At 44.7% G+C, this 18,266-nt stretch carries 13 protein-coding genes; 12 read left to right on the top strand and 1 reads right to left on the bottom strand.

What is annotated here, in order from left to right; translation table 11 throughout:
• Positions 1 to 587 precede the first annotated feature (587 nt).
• The 12 genes from wecA (at position 588) to BLV87_RS05230 (ending at position 14,494) form a co-directional block, all read left to right on the top strand.
• Entirely contained in the window at positions 588 to 1,658 is a 1,071-nt protein-coding gene (gene wecA, locus BLV87_RS05285; RefSeq protein WP_093066150.1) for a UDP-N-acetylglucosamine--undecaprenyl-phosphate N-acetylglucosaminephosphotransferase, read from the top strand.
• A 29-nt stretch (positions 1,659 to 1,687) separates the two neighbouring features.
• A complete protein-coding gene (locus BLV87_RS05280; protein WP_093066148.1) occupies positions 1,688 to 2,812 on the top strand; it encodes a DegT/DnrJ/EryC1/StrS family aminotransferase in 1,125 nt (374 codons plus the stop codon).
• Between the two features lie 71 nt (positions 2,813 to 2,883).
• Entirely contained in the window at positions 2,884 to 4,359 is a 1,476-nt protein-coding gene (locus BLV87_RS05275) for an oligosaccharide flippase family protein (protein WP_093066146.1), read from the top strand.
• Positions 4,360 to 4,391: 32 nt separating this feature from the next.
• Positions 4,392 to 5,543: a glycosyltransferase family 4 protein gene (locus BLV87_RS05270; RefSeq protein WP_093066144.1), complete on the top strand. Its 1,152-nt coding sequence runs from the start codon at positions 4,392 to 4,394 to the stop codon at positions 5,541 to 5,543.
• A gap of 11 nt (positions 5,544 to 5,554) precedes the next feature.
• Complete coding sequence (locus tag BLV87_RS05265; RefSeq protein WP_093066142.1) at positions 5,555 to 6,832, top strand: hypothetical protein; 1,278 nt, start codon at positions 5,555 to 5,557, stop codon at positions 6,830 to 6,832.
• The gene (gene pssD / locus BLV87_RS05260; RefSeq protein ID WP_093066140.1) at positions 6,786 to 7,271 is read left to right on the top strand and encodes a PssD/Cps14F family polysaccharide biosynthesis glycosyltransferase; all 486 of its coding nucleotides are present in this window, start codon (positions 6,786 to 6,788) and stop codon (positions 7,269 to 7,271) included. Before BLV87_RS05265 ends, pssD begins: the two co-directional genes overlap by 47 nt.
• On the top strand, positions 7,243 to 7,737 hold the full coding sequence (pssE, locus tag BLV87_RS05255) for a PssE/Cps14G family polysaccharide biosynthesis glycosyltransferase (RefSeq protein WP_175517846.1): 495 nt from the start codon (positions 7,243 to 7,245) through the stop codon (positions 7,735 to 7,737). The genes pssD and pssE overlap by 29 nt, the downstream gene beginning before the upstream one ends.
• Positions 7,730 to 8,539 (top strand): glycosyltransferase family 2 protein, encoded by an 810-nt coding sequence (locus tag BLV87_RS05250; protein ID WP_093066136.1) that lies wholly within the window; start codon positions 7,730 to 7,732, stop codon positions 8,537 to 8,539. The genes pssE and BLV87_RS05250 overlap by 8 nt, the downstream gene beginning before the upstream one ends.
• Positions 8,540 to 8,552: 13 nt before the next feature.
• The gene (gene gmd / locus BLV87_RS05245; RefSeq protein ID WP_093066134.1) at positions 8,553 to 9,701 is read left to right on the top strand and encodes a GDP-mannose 4,6-dehydratase; all 1,149 of its coding nucleotides are present in this window, start codon (positions 8,553 to 8,555) and stop codon (positions 9,699 to 9,701) included.
• A gap of 5 nt (positions 9,702 to 9,706) precedes the next feature.
• The gene (gene fcl / locus BLV87_RS05240) at positions 9,707 to 10,675 is read left to right on the top strand and encodes a GDP-L-fucose synthase (protein ID WP_093066132.1); all 969 of its coding nucleotides are present in this window, start codon (positions 9,707 to 9,709) and stop codon (positions 10,673 to 10,675) included.
• Between the two features lie 22 nt (positions 10,676 to 10,697).
• Positions 10,698 to 12,134, top strand: a complete 1,437-nt coding sequence (locus tag BLV87_RS05235) for a mannose-1-phosphate guanylyltransferase/mannose-6-phosphate isomerase (protein ID WP_139282123.1) — start codon at positions 10,698 to 10,700, stop codon at positions 12,132 to 12,134.
• 104 nt (positions 12,135 to 12,238) lie between these two features.
• On the top strand, positions 12,239 to 14,494 hold the full coding sequence (locus BLV87_RS05230; protein ID WP_093066130.1) for a GumC family protein: 2,256 nt from the start codon (positions 12,239 to 12,241) through the stop codon (positions 14,492 to 14,494).
• Here BLV87_RS05230 and hrpA read toward each other — a convergent pair.
• Positions 14,484 to 18,191 carry an ATP-dependent RNA helicase HrpA gene (gene hrpA / locus BLV87_RS05225; protein WP_217629941.1) on the bottom strand — a complete coding sequence of 1,236 codons (3,708 nt, stop codon included), beginning with the start codon at positions 18,189 to 18,191 and terminating at the stop codon, positions 14,484 to 14,486. The genes BLV87_RS05230 and hrpA overlap by 11 nt on opposite strands.
• Positions 18,192 to 18,266: the final 75 nt, after the last annotated feature.

The following is an 18,266-nucleotide window of genomic DNA, read 5'->3' as shown; positions in this document are numbered from 1 at the left end:
ACGAACTATAGTCTGACACTAAGGTATTAAGGTTACTTATTTTCATATGCTTTTTTTATGAGCAGAAATGGTATTTTTGATAAACTTACTTGATATTTGGCGCAATGTTTCATGCTTTGTTATTCAAGGTTGCATATGATTATCCAGTTTTGCTGATAGTAGAGTGTTGCTATGTGCAAACATGTTAATATATCTTTACTATAAATTAAGTTGATTAAAGTTGATCGCAAGCGCAGCTCTTGATGATAATAATTATTTATTGAAATGGCTGTTTTCTTATGAGGTGAGAGAGCCAAAATGGCATCAATTTATGCATTTAGGTATTTTACTGTGATTGGAATCACTGAATTCTTTTCAGCTATCGTTCATCTTACGTCATAGGACTTTGATTCAATAAATGGTTATTCACTTCAATATACCGTGCATTGTGTCAATGTCATCGGTTTTTCGGTGTGGTTGATTTTATAACTAACGATAGTCGTATTGGTTTGCTGAGAATTGCACCTTAGCGGGCGGTAGCGTATAGGGGTCTGTTTTTTTATGTTGTGTCAATACTGTGTGAGTACGGTTGTGAACAGGAGGTTCCAATGAGTTTTGCGGGTATTTTTTTATTAGTCTCTCTGGTATCTGCATTGTCTATTTTGCTGCTTACGCCTTTTGCGATGAGATTTGGTTTGGTTGATGCGCCAAACAGTGAGCGTAAGTTTCATGATGGCAACATACCGCTTATTGGTGGGGTGTCAATTTATGCAGGTTTGGTGATGGGCATTTCGTTCTTCATTACGCCCAGCTCTAGTTCATTGACTTATCTGATATGCACTAGTTTGATCGTTGCCCTTGGGGTGGCTGATGATGTTAAAGATTTGTCCGCTAAATTCCGATTGCTCGTGCAAAGCTTGGTGGCTGTGCTGATGTGCGTGGGGAGTGATACTTACATTCATAGTTTGGGAAATATTGTAGGTCTTGGTGAGGTAAATTTGGGAGCACTGGGCTATGCAGTGACGGTACTGGCGGTCATTGCGGCTATCAATGCCTACAATATGATTGATGGGATTGATGGATTGCTTGGTATTTCGTCACTCATTACCTTTGTGGGCATGGGAATTCTGTTCTTCCTCAAGGGAGACTTAACCAATATGACGTTGACTTTGATTCTCTCTGGTGCACTCATTCCTTATCTCATTGCGAATCTCGCGGGGGGCGTTCAAGAAAAAGATAAACGACTTTCAAAGATCTTTATGGGTGATACTGGGTCGATGCTGATTGGATTTACGGTGGTTTGGTTGTTGATTCAGGGAATACAGCCAATTGAGCCAGTTAACGGTAAGCCTGAGGTTGGTTTTTCCGCAGCTACAGCATTGTGGTTGATTGCGTTTCCTTTGATGGATATGGCGCGAGTGATCATCGATAGATTAATGCGTGGGCAATCACCGCTGAAAGCAGATCGTACACATCTTCACCATATTCTATTGCAAGGCGGGGATGATAAGCGCATGGCTCTTTTGAGAATTTGCACTTTATCGGCATTTTTTGCAGTTGTAGGCATAGCAATGCATGTTAGTCACTTTCAAGACGTTACTATCTTTTTGACCTTTCTGATGGGCTTTGTCCTTTATACTTTCAGGGTGCGTCATTTGAAAAGAAAATTCGCTGAGTAACAGATTGTTTAGCATAGGAAATAATATAAATGACTCAATTACAACAGAACAATGGTTTTCTACCTGTTTCTAGGCCAACCATTACTAAGAAAGAAATCGAGTATGTGACGGCAGCTATTGCCTCCGGTTGGGTTTCATCGTTAGGTGAGTACATCACTGCATTTGAAGAAAAGTTCGCACAATTCTGTGGTAGTAAGTATGCACTTACTTGCAGTAATGGAACGACTTCATTGCATTTGGCCTTGGTAAGTATGGGGGTTGAGGCCGGTGACGAGGTTATCATGCCAGACTTGACATTTATTGCTACTGCTAACGCAACAAAATATGTCGGAGCTGTGCCAGTTTTAGTTGATATTGATCCCGAAACATTGTGTATTGATCCGGGTGCTATTGAGGCGGCGATTACTAAGAAAACGAAAGCTATTATTCCGGTTCATCTGTATGGGCATCCTGCCAATATGCCTGCGATTATGGCAATTGCGGAGAAGCACAACTTGCTGGTCATTGAAGATGCTGCAGAAGCACACGGTGCTGAAGTGAACGGAAAAAAAGTGGGGTCATGGGGACACTGTGGCTCCTTCAGTTTTTATGGCAATAAAGTCATTACCTCCGGTGAAGGTGGGATGATCACGACGGATGATGAGGCATTATATCTGAGAGCCAAATATTTACGTGACCATGCCATGAGTCCTACCAAACGCTATTGGCATACCGAGGTGGGTTATAATTACCGAATGACCAATTTGCAGGCAGCATTGGGTTTGGCGCAGTTGGAGCGGATCGAAGAAATTTTGGATAAAAAGCACGAAATATTTGTTTGGTATCAAGAATCGCTAGGTGATGTGGCGGGTATTACCTTAAATCGCACAGCACCTTGGGCTAAAAATGTATATTGGATGGTGACCGCAGAGCTGGCAGGCGCAAATGAGACAACACGTGACGTTTTCATGACAAAGTTACGCGAACTTGAGGTGGATAGCCGTCCCTATTTTTATCCCCTCTCCGAAATGGGTGACTATCCGGGTACATCCACGCCAATGACGTATCAAGTCTATAAGACAGGGATTAATCTTCCTTCTTATTTTGACATGGAGAAGCGTGATGTCGAGCGTGTATGCGCGGCTGTCAGGAAATGTATGGAAATATTCCAATAAGAAGTTAGAATGCCGGTATTAATCAGGCTTGGATTCGAGCCTGATTTACCAAACCCCAGAGCCAGTCAATAATGAAAAATATTCGTAGAAACATTGTATTCAGCGGTCTCGGTTATATTTTGCCGCTATTGGCATCATTAGCCACTATTCCGTTGATGATCAAAGGGATGGGCGAAGATGTCTATGGTCTTTACATTATTTGCATTTCGTTGATTGGTTTTATGAACTTTGTTGACCTTGGTGTGGGTCAAGCGATTGTTAAATATGTTTCGCAGTATGAGGCAACAGGGGAAAGTGTCAAAGTCAAACCTGTGCTGGATATTGCATTGCTAATGTACCTTGTTTTGGGGGTTATCATTGCGGCTTTGGTTGTGCTGTTTTCTCAGCCGTTAGGAAGGATGATCTACAGCAATGCACTTGACTCAACAAAAGCAATCTTAGCTGCGCAGGCTTTGTCCATTACCGCCCTAGCATTTTTACTGAGCTATCTCAATCAGTTCTTCTTGAATGTGTTCAAGGCTTATCATCGCTTTGATATTCCAGCGGTTATTCAAAATTCAGCGAATATTGCCGGAATTGTTATTGCAACAGCACTCGTACTGCTGGGGTATGACTTGCTGACCATTTTATGGGGGTATGTCATTATTCAGGTGATGGCTTTGGCAACAGGTTATATTTTGGGTAAACAAATTCTACCTAAAGGGGTTGCGCTAGGTCTGTCATTTGATAGGCATATTTTTGCTGAAATGATAGGTTTTAGTGCTTATACATTTGTCAGTAACTTTTTGGGTGGTGTGGTATCAAGGCTCGATAAGTTTATCATTGGGGCTATTCTAGGCACTGAAGCTGTCACTTATTACCAGATTCCTCACACGATTGCTCAAATGGCGAACGGTATCATTCAAGTTCTCAGTCAAATCACATTTCCCCGCTTCAGCGAGTTATCCAGTTTGAACGATCAGGCTGGGCGGCTTGCTTTGTACAAGCACGCTATGTTGTTGGTTTTCTTATTCAGCATGGGGATCAATGTAGCGCTGATTTCATCTGGTGGTGCATTCCTTGAGCTATGGATATCACCAGAATTTGCCGTTAAAAGCACGTTAACACTACAAATTATTGCACTGTATTTCTTTTTCCAGTCCAATACAGTGGTCGCTTACTGGGTATTACAAGGTTCGGGTAATGCGAAGGTAACGGCAATCAGTTCTTTCTTAGGAACCTTGGCTTACATAATCGGTATGTATTTCTTAACACACTATTATGGTCATGATGGTGCTGCGATGTCGTTGTTCTTACTGTTGTTGCCGTTGCCCTACTTTTACTGGTGGGTGCAACGTAATGTTGGACATAAGTTCGGAGAATATTTATTGCTCACTAGTTTGTTCGTCACTTTTGGGCTACTCATTATTCTTTTCCTGAGCCAAGTTCATCATTATATACTTAATAATCTATTAATTATTTTGATAGATGGCCTCGTCTTGGGAGGTGTTATTGGCGTGTCATTGTTATACCTTTTTAGGGAAAAACTACGACTTCGATTTGAATAACATATTAATAAATAACGATCTGGTTGCTTTTTATGAAGAAAAAAATAGGTATACTAACATTCTATCCTATGCATGGAGGGGGGATTTTTCAGTATATTCAATCCATGGTTGATGCACTCGTTGCGGATAGGAGTAATACGTATATTATTTTTGCTGACATGAATGATACACGCTTTGATGGTTACGGTTTAGAGGTCAGGAAACTGAATCCTTGTAATCGTTCTGGTGTCAATCAGGTTATTATATTTGCTCAGCTTTTGCTGGGATTGCGTTGGTCATTTTTTTTGCGAAATGACGAAAAACAAATCTATGCTGATATTGATTTATTCATGTCACCAGCAACTTCGGTTTACCCACACCTGTTTTTGAGGAAGCCGTTCGTTTTTACTTTGCATGATATGCAGGAAAAATATTATCCACATGCTTTTACATGGATTGAGCGTTTCAAGCGGGAGTTACGTAATCGAGCATTAACTAAGTCTGCGAATGCAGTGATTTGTGAATCAAATTATGTCAAACAAGACATCATGCATTTTTTAGGCACTGATAGTAATAAAATAGCGGTTATTCAATCACCACCGCCAAGCTTTTTACTGAGTTATGAGGTTGATCAGAAGAATTTTTGCTCAGTGAAACGTAAGTATAGTTTACCAGAGCGCTATGTGTTTTATCCTGCGCAGTGTTGGTTTCATAAAAATCATATCAAGTTGGTCGATGCATTTAATATTATTGTGAATGAGACGGATGAAGATGTTACCTTAATTCTATCCGGTTCTCAGCAAGACAATTACCCTAAGTTAGTCGCTAAAATACAAGAATTAGGTATTGGACACCGCGTTAAACACTTGGGTTATATTGATTATGAGGATATTCCCTACCTCTACAAAATGGCGCAGATGTTGGTTATGCCCACATTATTCGAGAGTGTAAGTATACCTATTTATGAGGCATTTGCTTTAGGTGTACCTGTATGTTGTTCTAATGTGGTTGCTTTGCCAGAACAAGTTGGTGATGCAGCGTTGATTTTTGATCCAAATGATCCCGCAGATATGGCTAATAAAATGCTGCAATTGTTGCGCGATGCGTCGTTAGCATCTGAGCTAGCGGAGCGAGGTCGGCAGCGCGTTAGCAGTTTTGATCATAAAGGCTATGCTAGGAAAATATTGGATGTCATCAATAAGTAACGGGGATTTGTATGCAGCTTAACTCTACATTCCTGAAAGTGCCCCATTATAACGGGGCGATAGCCTCTGCCTACGATAAGTTTTTAATGGTGGCAGCATTCGCATTAGTGTCGGGTTTGTTTTTTCTGAGCGATGACCATCGCTATGGCTTGGTATTTCTGCGAGAAGGAGTCATTGTTCTTTCAGTGTTGGCGGTAGGGTATGTTTTAGTTCTAAAAAAAGAGGAGTTGGACACTGTTGATTGGTATCTATTAGTAATGGTGTTATTGCTCTTTCTTATTCCGCCAGTGTTTGCTTATCTCAGTTATCAGCAGCCTTTACAGTATGGTTTGCTAGAAGAGCGACGGACGTTACTTTATTTCGTATACTTTTTAATTATGTTGACGATTGGAGGGCGTAAGGCATACGGTGAGGCTGATTTGGAATCTGTTCTTAAGTATTTGTTTTACTTGGGATTGGCTTGGTCTGCTGCGAATGCCTTTGAGCTGATTCCGCGTAATTCTGGTTTTGCCTTTTCGGTACACTCAGAGCAGTTTGCTGAAGATTTTGTGGCAACTGATGAGCGTTTTGATACTCGCTTTTTAGAAGCGGGGTTCCTTATAACATTTTACCCTTATTATCTGATTGCTCGTGGGCAATTTTTAAAGGCTGTTTTGCCCATTGTATTGCTAGCAGCATATATGTTGTTCATCAATCAGACTCGTGGCTTGGGCTTAGCTATTGTGCTGACGTTGCTGTGGATAACTATTTTGCGGCAGCGCCTGAGTAATTTTAATGTTGGTGTTATGTTACTTGTGCCTGCGGTGGCTATTCTAGGGTACTTGTCCTATTTCTTGTATGCCTACACATTTAATGAACCGGTGTTCTTCTATGATTATCACCGTAATCGAGAACTACATGTGATGTTGGGAGAAGCACTAAATCACTTTCTGCTACCTCATGGCGCATTGTCCCTACAGTTTAATGAGGGGTTCCGTTCAGTTTACGGAATTAACATGTATGTATCAGATATTGGTTTGGGCGGTTTATTGTTTAAGTTTGGTATCTTCTTTTTCCCGTTAGTTTTTATGATGATTATGATTGTGCATCGTTTAGCTGAAAAATATCGCAATCATTTTTCAATTATATTGATGGCAATGTTATTGGCAGATTTTATGATTATTCCATTTGGAGATTTCTTGGGCAGAGGGGCAGAAGAGTTTGCATTATTAATAGTATTAATTAGATTGCAAGGAGTAGACCATGGATATAAGTATATTGCTTGTGTACGGCGAGGGCGGTCATCATGATCAGGCTATGCGTCTGATGAAGCAGATGCAGTCTCTTGATCCTAAACTTGATTTCATCCACATAACGGATACGGAAACAATGAAATCTGAGTTGATTGAAAATATTTATACAGTGATGCCCATTAGGCATAAAAATGAGTCCTTCAATCCGCTCACTTTCTTGAATGCTTATCTGAAAGCGGTAAGCTTAACCATAAAGCTGGTGCGACAATATAAGCCTCGCGCGGTGATTGGTTTTGGGCCTGGGATTTGCATTCCTGTCTTTATGGTTTGCAAAGTTCTTGGGGTTAAGAAACGTATATTTTTTGAAGATTGGTGTCGATTTACCAGTAAAAGCTTATCTGGTAAGGCGTGCTCTCCCTTCAGTACTAAATTTTTTGTACAAAATGAATCTTTGAAGGAGTTATATCGTGACGCTGAGTTCGCCGGACGCCTCTAATAAAAAAACGCGAATCCTAGTCATAACGGGTACTACTGGGTTTGACTCTCTTGTGCGAAAAATTGATGAGAGTAGAGAGCTTGAACAGAACTATGAAATCACTTTGCAGATCGGAGAAGGTGTATATCGCCCCAAATATAAAGCATGGTTTGATTTCGATAAAAGCCTGCGAGATAAATTAGCACACTATGATTTTTTTATTACTCATGCGGGGGCAGGTACCATTTTTATGTTATTGGAACACAAAAAAAGAGTATTAGTTGTTCCTAATGTGGAAAGACCGGATAAGCACCAAGCTGAGCTAGCGAATTATGTGCGGTCACAAAAATTATGTGCAGTTTGCGACCATGTTCAGGAAATTGTACCGGCTATTCTAGCAATTGATAGACATACTCAGCATCTACAACCTTATGAAAAGGTTGAATTTAATGCGGTGCGTGAGGTTTTGAGATATATTTATGAGTAGTAAGTTCTTTTTTATAACAATTTGCTATAATAATCTTCAGGGTTTAAGACGAACTGTTGATTCTTTACTTGCGCAATCTTATAGCAATTGGGAGTGTGTTATCATTGATGGCGGTTCAAAGGATGGTACCCCAGCTTATCTAGAGCAACTGTCTGCAATACAAACCAAGATTCGTTCAATCTCAGAAGCAGATCATGGTATTTACGATGCTATGAATAAGGGAATTAGCCGTATTCAGCCTTGTGATTATTTCTGTTTTCTTAACTCTGGGGATTCGTTGTTTGCACCTACAACCCTTGAGCAATTGGATGGGGCTATTCATGCATTCGGTAATCAGTTACCTGCGATCGTATACGGGCATATGTGCGAAGAGTTTGCTGATGGTAAGCAAATAATCAAAGAAGCAAGCAATACAATTAGTCTTAAGAAAGGCATGTTCTGTAGTCATCAGTCTATGTTTTTCCACTATCGCTATGCCGGGTTGCGTTACGATCTTAAGTATAAAATTTCGTCGGACTATGACTATATCGTGAAAGCTGTAAAAATGCTTAAACACCCATCGGAAATGCAACTTTTAGATATGGTCATTTCACGCTTTGATATGACAGGTGTCTCTAATAATCGGCGATTGTCTGGTATCAAGGAAGACTTTAATTTAAGGGTGGAAAATGGCCTTTGCTCACCCGCATCGTCGGCTGTATATGCAGCACGTTCGGTTGGTTTGATGAATCTGAAACGGTTCTCATACCCTTTGTATTTGCTGATTCGCAGCAAAACGACCTCTAACAATCAAGTTATCTAAATAAGGAATAATCATGAGTAAAACGGCTTTAATTACTGGGATCACTGGGCAAGATGGTGCTTATTTGGCCGAGTTTTTGTTGAAAAAGGGCTATACCGTGCATGGTATCAAGCGTCGTTCTTCGTCGCTGAATACCGACCGTATCGACCATTTGTACCAAGATCCGCATACCTCTGATGGCAAGTTCGTGCTGCATTATGGTGATATGACTGACAGCATGAACCTGACCCGTATTATCGGTCTGGTGCAGCCTGATGAAATTTATAACCTCGCGGCAATGAGCCATGTACACGTTTCTTTCGATATGCCCGAATACACCGCCAACGCGGATGGTATTGGTACTTTGCGTATTCTTGAAGCAGTTCGGTTTCTCAACTTGACCAAGAAAACTCGTATTTATCAAGCATCAACGTCTGAATTGTACGGTTTGGTGCAAGAAGTGCCGCAAAAAGAAACCACTCCGTTCTATCCACGTTCACCATACGCAGTGGCTAAGTTATACGCTTACTGGATCACTGTTAACTATCGTGAAGCCTACGGTATGTTTGCGTGTAACGGTATCTTGTTCAACCACGAATCGCCTTTACGTGGTGAAACGTTTGTAACTCGTAAAATCACTCGTGCGGCTTCCCGCATTGCATTGGGCTTACAAGAAAACCTGTATTTAGGTAATTTGTCTGCGAAACGTGACTGGGGTCATGCACAGGACTACGTGGAAATGATGTGGTTGATTCTGCAAGCTGACCAACCAGAAGATTTTGCAATTGCCACTGGTGTTACCACCGAAGTACGTGAATTTGTACGCATGTCGTTCGCACGTGCAGGTATCAAGATTGACTTCCATGGTGAAGGTGTTGATGAAAAAGGCATCATTGCTGGTTTTGACCGCGATGTGTACGAAACGGCAACAGGTGGCACACCTGAGCAGCATGGGCTAACAGTAGGACGTGAAGTGATAGCGGTTGATCCACGTTACTTCCGTCCAACTGAAGTCGAGCTGTTGATCGGCGATCCAAGCAAAGCCAAGGAAAAGTTGGGTTGGGTTCCTAAGCATGATCTGAATTCACTGGTGAATGACATGATGGAATCTGACCTGAAATTGATGCTGAAAGAAAAGCATTTGAAGGATCACGGTCACCGCATTATGTCTTATCACGAGTAATACGCATGAAAAAAACCCGCATTTATGTCGCAGGCCATCGTGGAATGGTCGGTTCCGCGTTAGTTCGCCAATTGGAACAGCGTTCTGAGGTTGAGTTGGTGGTTCGTTCCCGACAGGAGTTGAACTTAAGTTGTCAACAAGACGTTGAGCAGTTCTTCCAAACGGAAAATATTGATCAAGTCTATCTGGCGGCGGCAAAAGTTGGGGGAATCCATGCTAATAGTACGTATCCGGCAGATTTTATTTATGAAAATCTGATGATTGAATGCAATATTATTCATTCAGCTTGGAAAGCAGGTGTCAAACGCCTGCTATTCCTTGGCTCGTCTTGTATTTACCCCAAGTTTGCAAAACAGCCGATTCCAGAGTCTGAATTACTGCAAGGTGAGTTGGAATGTACCAATGAGCCTTACGCTATTGCCAAAATCGCCGGTATCAAATTATGTGAATCCTACAACCGTCAGTATGGCACGCAATACCGTAGCGTCATGCCGACCAATTTGTACGGGTTTAATGATAATTTCCACCCAGAAAACTCGCACGTTATTCCTGCTTTAATGCGAAGGTTTCACGAGGCAATGTTGGCAAACGCTCCCCAAGTTGTTGTTTGGGGTTCAGGAAAGCCGCTCCGGGAATTTTTACATGTAGACGACATGGCGGCTGCGTCGATTCATGTGATGGAAATGGATGATGCTGCTTACCAGCAGCTTGTTCCACAAACTTTGTCACACATTAATGTCGGAACCGGCACGGATTGCACCATTGCTCAACTGGCTGAATTGATGGCTGAGGTTGTAGGGTATCAAGGAAAGATTGTGTTTGATGCGAGTAAGCCTGATGGCACTCCCCGTAAATTGCTGGATGTTTCTCGTCTCAAAAGTCTGGGATGGGAACCCCAAATATCCTTACCTGATGGGCTGAAGTCAACGTATGAATGGTTTTTAAGCCACCAAAATGATTTCCGTCAATCTTAACAAGTTTAAAGAAGGTCTTGAGATGGTAACCCCAATAACCCCTGTCATTCTTTCTGGTGGCTCTGGTTCACGCCTGTGGCCAGTATCCCGTAAGCTGCGCCCGAAGCAATTCCTGCCGTTGATTGCAGCAGATCGAACGCTATTCCAGTCGACATTAGAGCGTTTGGAGGGAATTGTTGATAAGCAACCTGCTGTCATCGTATGCAATGAAGAGCACCGGTTTATGGTTGCAGAGCAATTGCAAAGTATCGGTCAGACTCACCAAGGCATTTTGTTAGAGCCGGTTGGTCGCAATACGGCTCCGGCCGTAGCTGTCGCCGCATTGAGCTTGTTGGAGAAAACAGGGCAAGATCCGGTGATGTTGGTATTGCCTGCTGACCATGTGATTGCTGACGTAAGTGCTTTTCAACAGGCTATTATGCAAGCTTCTTCCTTAGCCAATCAGGGTTATTTAGTGACATTTGGTATTACGCCACTGTCACCAGAAACAGGGTATGGCTATATTGAACAAGGTGAGGCCATCATCGGCTTTGATAATGCTTGGCAAGTGGCAGCTTTTGCTGAAAAACCCAATGTGGAAATTGCCACTGCCTATTTGAATGGCGGGAAACACTTGTGGAACTCCGGTATTTTCATGTTTAAAGCGAGTACTTTTTTACATGAATTAGAAACCTATAAGCCTGAAATATTGGCTGCCTGCAAAAAAACCTTGGCACAGGCGCAACATGATTTAGATTTTGTGCGCTTGGATGCGGGTGCGTTCAGAGAGTGCCCTTCTGATTCGATCGACTACGCGGTTATGGAGCACACTCGCCATGCAGCGACTGTGCCACTCACTGCTGGTTGGAACGATGTGGGAGCATGGTCTGCTGTTTGGGAAGTGAGTGAGCGTGATGCGGCTAATAACGTGTTACGCGGTAATGTCATGACCCATGGTTCAGGTAATAACTTGGTATTTACTGAAGATCGGTTGGTCACATTGGTTGGTGTAGATGATCTCATTGTTATTGACACTAAAGATGCCACGCTAGTCGCACATAAAAGTAAGGCTCAAGATGTTAAGCAGATTGTTAATGCGCTAGAAGCGGAAGGTCGCAGTGAAGCGATTATTCACCGCTTAGTTAATCGCCCGTGGGGATGCTACGACTCGGTAGATGCAGGGGAACGCTTTCAAGTCAAGCGTATTACAGTCAAGCCTGGAGCAAAGCTATCCCTGCAAAAACATCATCACCGCGCGGAGCACTGGATAGTCGTCAAGGGTACAGCAGAAGTGACTTGTGGTGACAAGACCTTTTTGTTGACCGAGAATCAGTCAACCTATATCCCCTTGGGTAGCACTCACCGTCTGGCTAATCCGGGTAAAGTACCCTTGGAGTTAGTGGAGGTGCAATCAGGTAGTTACCTTGGGGAAGACGATATTGTGCGTCTGGAAGATCAGTATGGTCGAAACGAAGCCTAGTCGTATGTGCGTGCTTTTACACCACTTACTATTATTGGTTGAATTGCAAAAACCTTTGTCATTAACAAAAGGCAGCCGTTAGCGGCAAGGCTCAAGGAGCAGTGATGGAAAACTATTACACAAACCAGTCAAAAAGTCTCGAAGTGAGAGCGGCGGGCAATAGTCAAATGATTGAGTATATCCCGATTGAAGACATAGCTCCCAGAACTCAAGTCGAGGAAGTGGGTTTTGGTGAGTTATGGCGGAGGTTGATGCGGCGTAAATGGTTGTTACTAGGAACAGCTCTGAGCGTTTTCATCCTAGCGGCTGTTATTACCTTTTTATCCCCAGATGTCTACCGTGCAACGACTACTTTACAAGTGACGCCTGAAGAGGTGAGAGTGACATTGGGTGATGGTGCTGAAGGTGCACGTACTCCACGAAGTGAGCGGGAGTTTTACCAAACGCAAACCGAATTACTCGCAAGTGAACGGTTGACGAGTGAAACGATTAAGGAGTTAGGGATTGCGTCACGCTTTGAAGATGACACTTCCTTGTATACGAAACTCTATAGCTGGTTAACATCCGTTAAACGCAGTGTTGCAGGTGATGGAGAGGCTCCTGATGCAGTGAGTGATGTCGGTGAAAACTTTAGACGTAATCTCTCTATTTATCCTGTTGAAGATTCTCAAATTTTTAAAATTAGCTATGATCATACTGATCCAGAGCTAAGTGCCACGATAGTCAATACTTTAGCAGCAAATTATAAGCAGATGAGTTTGAATTTGCGTAATGAGGCTGTTTCTAATACGAAAGAAACGTTGGAAGCCAAATTAAAAGAAGCTAAAAGTAAATTGGAAAAATCTGAAAATGAGCTAGTGGCTTACGCGCGTAAGCAGGGCATTATCACCTTGGATGGGGATCGTTCTTCGGCATCAGGGGTACTTGACTCCCTCAATCTAGCGTTGACTGACGCAACAGGGGCGCGAATTGCGGCTGAAGCTGCTTATAACCGTTCTAAAAATGTCGCGGGTGCGGATCGAACGTTGGAAAATCCAGCTGTACAGCGCTTGAAAGAAGAGTTGGCGCGTGTGCAAGCTGAGTATCGTGATCAATCTCGTTTGTTTAAAGCGAGCTTTCCAGAAATGCAACAACTGCAAGCACGTATTGATCAACTGAGTGGTGAAATCCAGCGTGAATCATCCAGTATTGACCGTACTGCCCGTAGTAAGCTGCAAGCAGAGTACGAGGCAGCTAAACAACGGGAAGGTGAGTTAAAGGCTGAGGTCAAAAAGCAAGAAGCGGTGCTGATGGGCAATCGTGACAAGTCGGTTGACTATATGACACGCCAACGTGAGGTTGAAGCAGACCGTGATAACTACGAAAGCTTGCTGGAACGTTTGAATGAAATTGGTCGAGTTGCGGACAGTAGCGCCAGTAACGTTGCTATTGTTGATGAGGCCAGCGTTCCTACTAAACCGTTTTCACCGAATATTCCCTTGAATCTGGTGATGGGAGTTGCTGTTGGTTTGCTCTTAGGCTTATTGGCTGCCACGATAGCAGAAGTAATGGATGATCGCCTGAGAAGTGTTGAAGATTTGCGCCGTGTGCTGGGATCTATACCTTTATTGGGTGTTATCCCTTATATTTCAGGTCGTAACAACAAGAATGTATTGGCACTGCGTGGGCAGGTTGGTAGTTCATTCATGCTGGAGGCGTTTCGGTCACTACGTGAAAATCTGATTATGATGAAGACGCCTTCTCATCAAGGGTTAGCTTTTGTGATGAATGTTACCAGTGCTTCACCTAGCGAAGGTAAAACCACGACAGCCGTTAATTTAGCAACAGTATTTGCTTATACGGGTAAAAAAGTATTACTGGTTGATTGCGATATGCGCCATCCAGAAGCGCATAATAAGTTGGGTTTAGAGAATCGTTTTGGGGTTAGTGATTTTCTGCTCGGTGATAAAGATGTTAGCGAGTTGATTCAGGAGACGACAGTACAAAATCTGTCCGCTATTTGTGCCGGTTCTGCTGTACCTAACCCGACCGAATTATTGGCTGGTGAGCGCTTTACGGCTTTGTTGAGTGAAGTGGAAGGTATGTTTGATCACATTATCATTGATGGGCCGCCCGTTATGGGCTTAGCGGATGCGTTGATCATTTCCAACCGTACTAGCAATACGGTATTAGTGAATGCTAATGGGCAAACCCGCAAGCGCAATTTGAAAGATGCTGTTGGGCGTTTACAGCAAGCACAATGCAATATCATTGGTGCAGTGCTGACTAAAATGAAATCACCAGAGGTATCCAACAAGTACTACGGTTATCCGAACCGCTACCCGCGTAGCAGTCAAACTGCCATGGTAGCTACTCAGTAAGCACCTTTTTCCAGAGTTCATCCAACCGCTTGGCCGATACCGGCCTCGCGGTGCCTAGTTCCTGTGCAAACAGTGACACCCGAAATTCCTCCAGCATCCAACGGTATTCGTTTAAGTTCCTAGACGAAGCTGTTTTCCACTGATCCCAATACGGTTGTACTTGTATCCGTAATGCCCTGTCTTTGGTCGGGTTCTCCGCCAATTTTTGTAAACGTCTTTGAATACCTTTGAGATAACGCGGGAAATGCCGCAACGCATCTGGGGATACTTCATCCAGAAAACCCACATAAACCAGATGATTCAATTGTTCGCTGATGTCAGTGAGGGCTTCGAGCCAAGTGGGTTGCACTTTGCCTTTGAGTTGTTTGCGTAAATCGTGATAAAGCGCGAGTATGGGGGCAACCAGACGCGCTGTATCTTGGGTTTGTGGGAAAATCTGTGAGCGGCATTCACTCAATGCGTGTGTAAAGCTGTCTTGTTTACGGATAGTCAGATAATCGTTAAACACTTGCCGGAATACATAGCGGGTAAGGCTTTCCTTCAACTCATCGCATTTGCCAGTAGCGGCGTAGTGCAGGCACAAGGTCTGCATTTGCGGAATATATTTAGGCACGTCTTTGACTTCAGCAGGCAAGGTGAGCCAAAACAAGCGCAAGACGCCTTGCCAATGCGCATGGTTGGCATCGACTTCATTATCAAACAGGCGAATGCTGACGCTGTTGCTGGCATCGACTAGGGCAGGCCATGTGCGTAATTTCGTGCCACCTGTTTCCAACCAATAGAATTCGGGTAAATCACCGAAATCCCATGTGGTAATGCCTACCCGCTCGATGGATTGCACGGGTTTGGCGGCGAGTTCGGCACGGGTTTGTTGGCGGACTTTGCCGCGTAAGGTTTCCAAATCGCGCCCGCTGCGGATAACGTTGCCTGCTTCATCGGCGATCTCAAAACGCATTTGCAAGTGTGTTTCCAAAGCGACTTCTGACCATGCTTCTGGTGGAATTTGGTTGCCAGTCATGCGTAAAAGTTGTTTTTCCAGCGCCGTTTGCAGGGGTAGTGTGTCGCTGGGTTGGATGGCTTCCATGCAGGCGCGGGCATAATCAGGAGCAGGGACAAATTGTTTGCGGATGTGTTTTGGTAGGGCGCGAATCAATGCAGTAATTTTTTCTTCTAGCATCCCCGGTACTAAGTATTCAAAGCGTATCGGGTTCAGTTGGTTTAAGCCTAACAAGGGCAAGCGCACGGTGACGCCATCATCTTCTGCTTTGGGATCAAAATGATAGCGTAACGGTAGAATCATGCCTTGTATCGACAAGGTATCGGGGAATTGCCCGCTTGTTTCATGCCCTGCTTCACGCTGCATCAGGTAATCGCGGTTGAGGTATAGCAGCTTGTTGTTGTGCTGCTCGGCTTTTTTGCGCCAGCGCTCGAAGGAGTGTCCGTTGACGATGTGGGCGGGGAGACGCTCGTCATAAAACGCATACAGGCGATGTTCATCGGCGAGGATGTCACGGCGGCGGCCTTTCGCTTCTAACGTTTCGATGGCGGCGATCAATTCGGCATTGTGTTGGAAGAAGGGGGCAGGGGTGCGGTATTCGCCGTAGACCAGCGCATGGCGGATGAAAATTTCGCGGCACACGACGGGATCAATGCGTCCGTAGCTGACTTTGCGGCGCGGGGTGATGGTAATGCCATACAGCGAGGTGCGTTCAAAGGCGGCAACTTGCGCTTGTTTTTGTTCCCAATGCGGTTCGGTGTAATGATGGCGCAAGAGGTGGGCAGCGAGTTTTTCAATCCACTCCGGTTGGATTTTAGCGAGGGTGCGCCCGAATAAGCGTGACGTTTCCACTAATTCGGCAGCCATGATCCATTGAGGTGGCTTTTTGCGTAAGTTGGAGGCGGGGAATAGGTGGAATTTGCGTCCACCCGCGCCTATGTATTCGCGCTCTTCGTCTTTCATGCCGATATTGCTGAGTAGCCCAGTCAGCAGGCTGAGGTGAATGGCATCGTAACTGGCTGCGGTTTCATTTTCCTTGCCGCCCATTTCCAGCACCATTTGATGCAGTTGGGTATGGATGTCGTGCCATTCGCGCAGGCGCATGTAAGAGAGGAATTCTTTTTGGCAGAGTTCGCGGAATTTGCGCTGTGATAGGTGTTTACGCTGCTCGTGAAAATAATCCCAGAGTTTCAGAAAACCTAGGAAATCGGAGTGTTCGTCTTTGAAGCGTGCGTGTTTTTCGTCGGATGCTTGTTGTTTATCCAGTGGGCGTTCACGCGGGTCTTGCAGGGTGAGGGCGCTGACGATGATCAATACTTCGCGTAATGCACCATTATCGTGTGCTGCCAGCAACATGCGTCCGAAACGCGGGTCGAGTGGCAGTTTGGCTAGTTGATGCCCACTTGGGGTGACGTTGTAATCCACATCCACCGCGCCAAGTTCAAACAGCAGCTTGTAACCGTCACGGATCAGGCGTGTGTCGGGTGGCTCGACGAAAGGGAAGTTTTCGACGTCCGCCGTCCACATCGTTGCCAGTTGCAAAATGACGGCAGCGAGGTTAGTTCGCAGTATTTCCGGTTCCGTAAATACCGGTCGTTTGAGGTAATCGTCTTCGCTGTAGAGGCGGATGGCAATGCCATTACTAACACGTCCGCAACGCCCGGAACGCTGGTTGGCAGAAGCTTGTGAGACTTTTTCAATGGGCAAACGTTGCACACCCGCACGCCATGAGTAACGTGAGATGCGGGCGTAACCGCTATCCACCACGTATTTGATGCCAGGGACGGTGAGGGAAGTTTCAGCTACGTTGGTGGATAATACAATGCGGCGGCGACCGTGCGGCTCGAAAATACGGTGCTGTTCTTCGTTGGAAAGACGGGCGTACAGCGGCAAAATTTCGGTGGCGGGTGGGTGATGTTTGCGCAAGGCTTCCGCCGTTTCGCGGATTTCCCGTTCACCGGGCAGGAAGACTAGGATGTCGCCGGGGGCTTCACACCCCAATTCATCCACTGCATCTAAAATTGCTTGGGTTTGGTCACGCTCAAATTCTTCCTCGGCATCCACATCAACCAGTGGGCGGTAGCGAATATCCACTGGATAGGTGCGCCCTGAGACGTTGATAATCGGGGCATTGTCAAAGTGCTGCGAAAAGCGTTCGGGGTCGATGGTAGCGGAGGTGATAATGACTTTCAAATCACGGCGTTTGGGCAATAGCCATTTGAGGTAGCCAAGCAGGAAGTCGATATTGAGACTGCGTTCGTGTGCTTCGTCGATAATCAGGGTGTCGTATTGCTTGAGGTAACGGTCTTGCTGAATTTCTGCAAGCAAGATGCCGTCTGTCATGAGTTTCACGTAACTGTCGGGGGAACAGCGGTCGTGGAAACGCACTTTGTAGCCAACTTGCTGCCCCAGTTGCACCTTCAACTCTTCGGCAATGCGTGCGGCAACGCTACGCGCCGCAATCCTGCGTGGTTGGGTGTGTCCAATGAAACCATCTACGCCGCGCCCCAGTTCTAAGCACATTTTGGGGAGTTGGGTGGTTTTGCCTGAGCCGGTTTCGCCGCAGATAATGACGACTTGATGCTCGGCAATCGCCTTGATGATTTCGGTGCGTCGTGCTGCTACCGGCAGTTCTTCCGGGTATTCGGGTTTGGGCAGATTTTGTAGGCGCAAGGCGCGTTTTTGGATGAGGGTACTCACTCAGGTAGGAATCCAGCGTTAAGCATTAAAGCAAGGCGGGCATTGTAACGCGCCACCTTGCGGGATTCACCTGTC

It is taken from the genome of Thiothrix caldifontis (genome assembly GCF_900107695.1).
Taxonomy (GTDB): Bacteria; Pseudomonadota; Gammaproteobacteria; order Thiotrichales; family Thiotrichaceae; genus Thiothrix; species Thiothrix caldifontis.
The sequence above is the reverse complement of the archived record's forward strand: the minus strand, read 5'-3'. Positions and strand labels throughout refer to the sequence as shown.

What these genes read in the sequence shown, in the direction of transcription:
- BLV87_RS05230 (WP_093066130.1), top strand. Translation starts at nt 12,239, where the DNA reads ATGGAAAACTATTACACAAACCAGTCAAAAAGTCTCGAAGTGAGAGCG.
- fcl (WP_093066132.1), top strand. Translation starts at nt 9,707, where the DNA reads ATGAAAAAAACCCGCATTTATGTCGCAGGCCATCGTGGAATGGTCGGT.
- BLV87_RS05280 (WP_093066148.1), top strand. Translation starts at nt 1,688, where the DNA reads ATGACTCAATTACAACAGAACAATGGTTTTCTACCTGTTTCTAGGCCA.
- pssD (WP_093066140.1), top strand. Translation starts at nt 6,786, where the DNA reads ATGGATATAAGTATATTGCTTGTGTACGGCGAGGGCGGTCATCATGAT.
- wecA (WP_093066150.1), top strand. Translation starts at nt 588, where the DNA reads ATGAGTTTTGCGGGTATTTTTTTATTAGTCTCTCTGGTATCTGCATTG.
- BLV87_RS05270 (WP_093066144.1), top strand. Translation starts at nt 4,392, where the DNA reads ATGAAGAAAAAAATAGGTATACTAACATTCTATCCTATGCATGGAGGG.
- BLV87_RS05275 (WP_093066146.1), top strand. Translation starts at nt 2,884, where the DNA reads ATGAAAAATATTCGTAGAAACATTGTATTCAGCGGTCTCGGTTATATT.
- BLV87_RS05235 (WP_139282123.1), top strand. Translation starts at nt 10,698, where the DNA reads ATGGTAACCCCAATAACCCCTGTCATTCTTTCTGGTGGCTCTGGTTCA.
- gmd (WP_093066134.1), top strand. Translation starts at nt 8,553, where the DNA reads ATGAGTAAAACGGCTTTAATTACTGGGATCACTGGGCAAGATGGTGCT.
- BLV87_RS05265 (WP_093066142.1), top strand. Translation starts at nt 5,555, where the DNA reads ATGCAGCTTAACTCTACATTCCTGAAAGTGCCCCATTATAACGGGGCG.
- BLV87_RS05250 (WP_093066136.1), top strand. Translation starts at nt 7,730, where the DNA reads ATGAGTAGTAAGTTCTTTTTTATAACAATTTGCTATAATAATCTTCAG.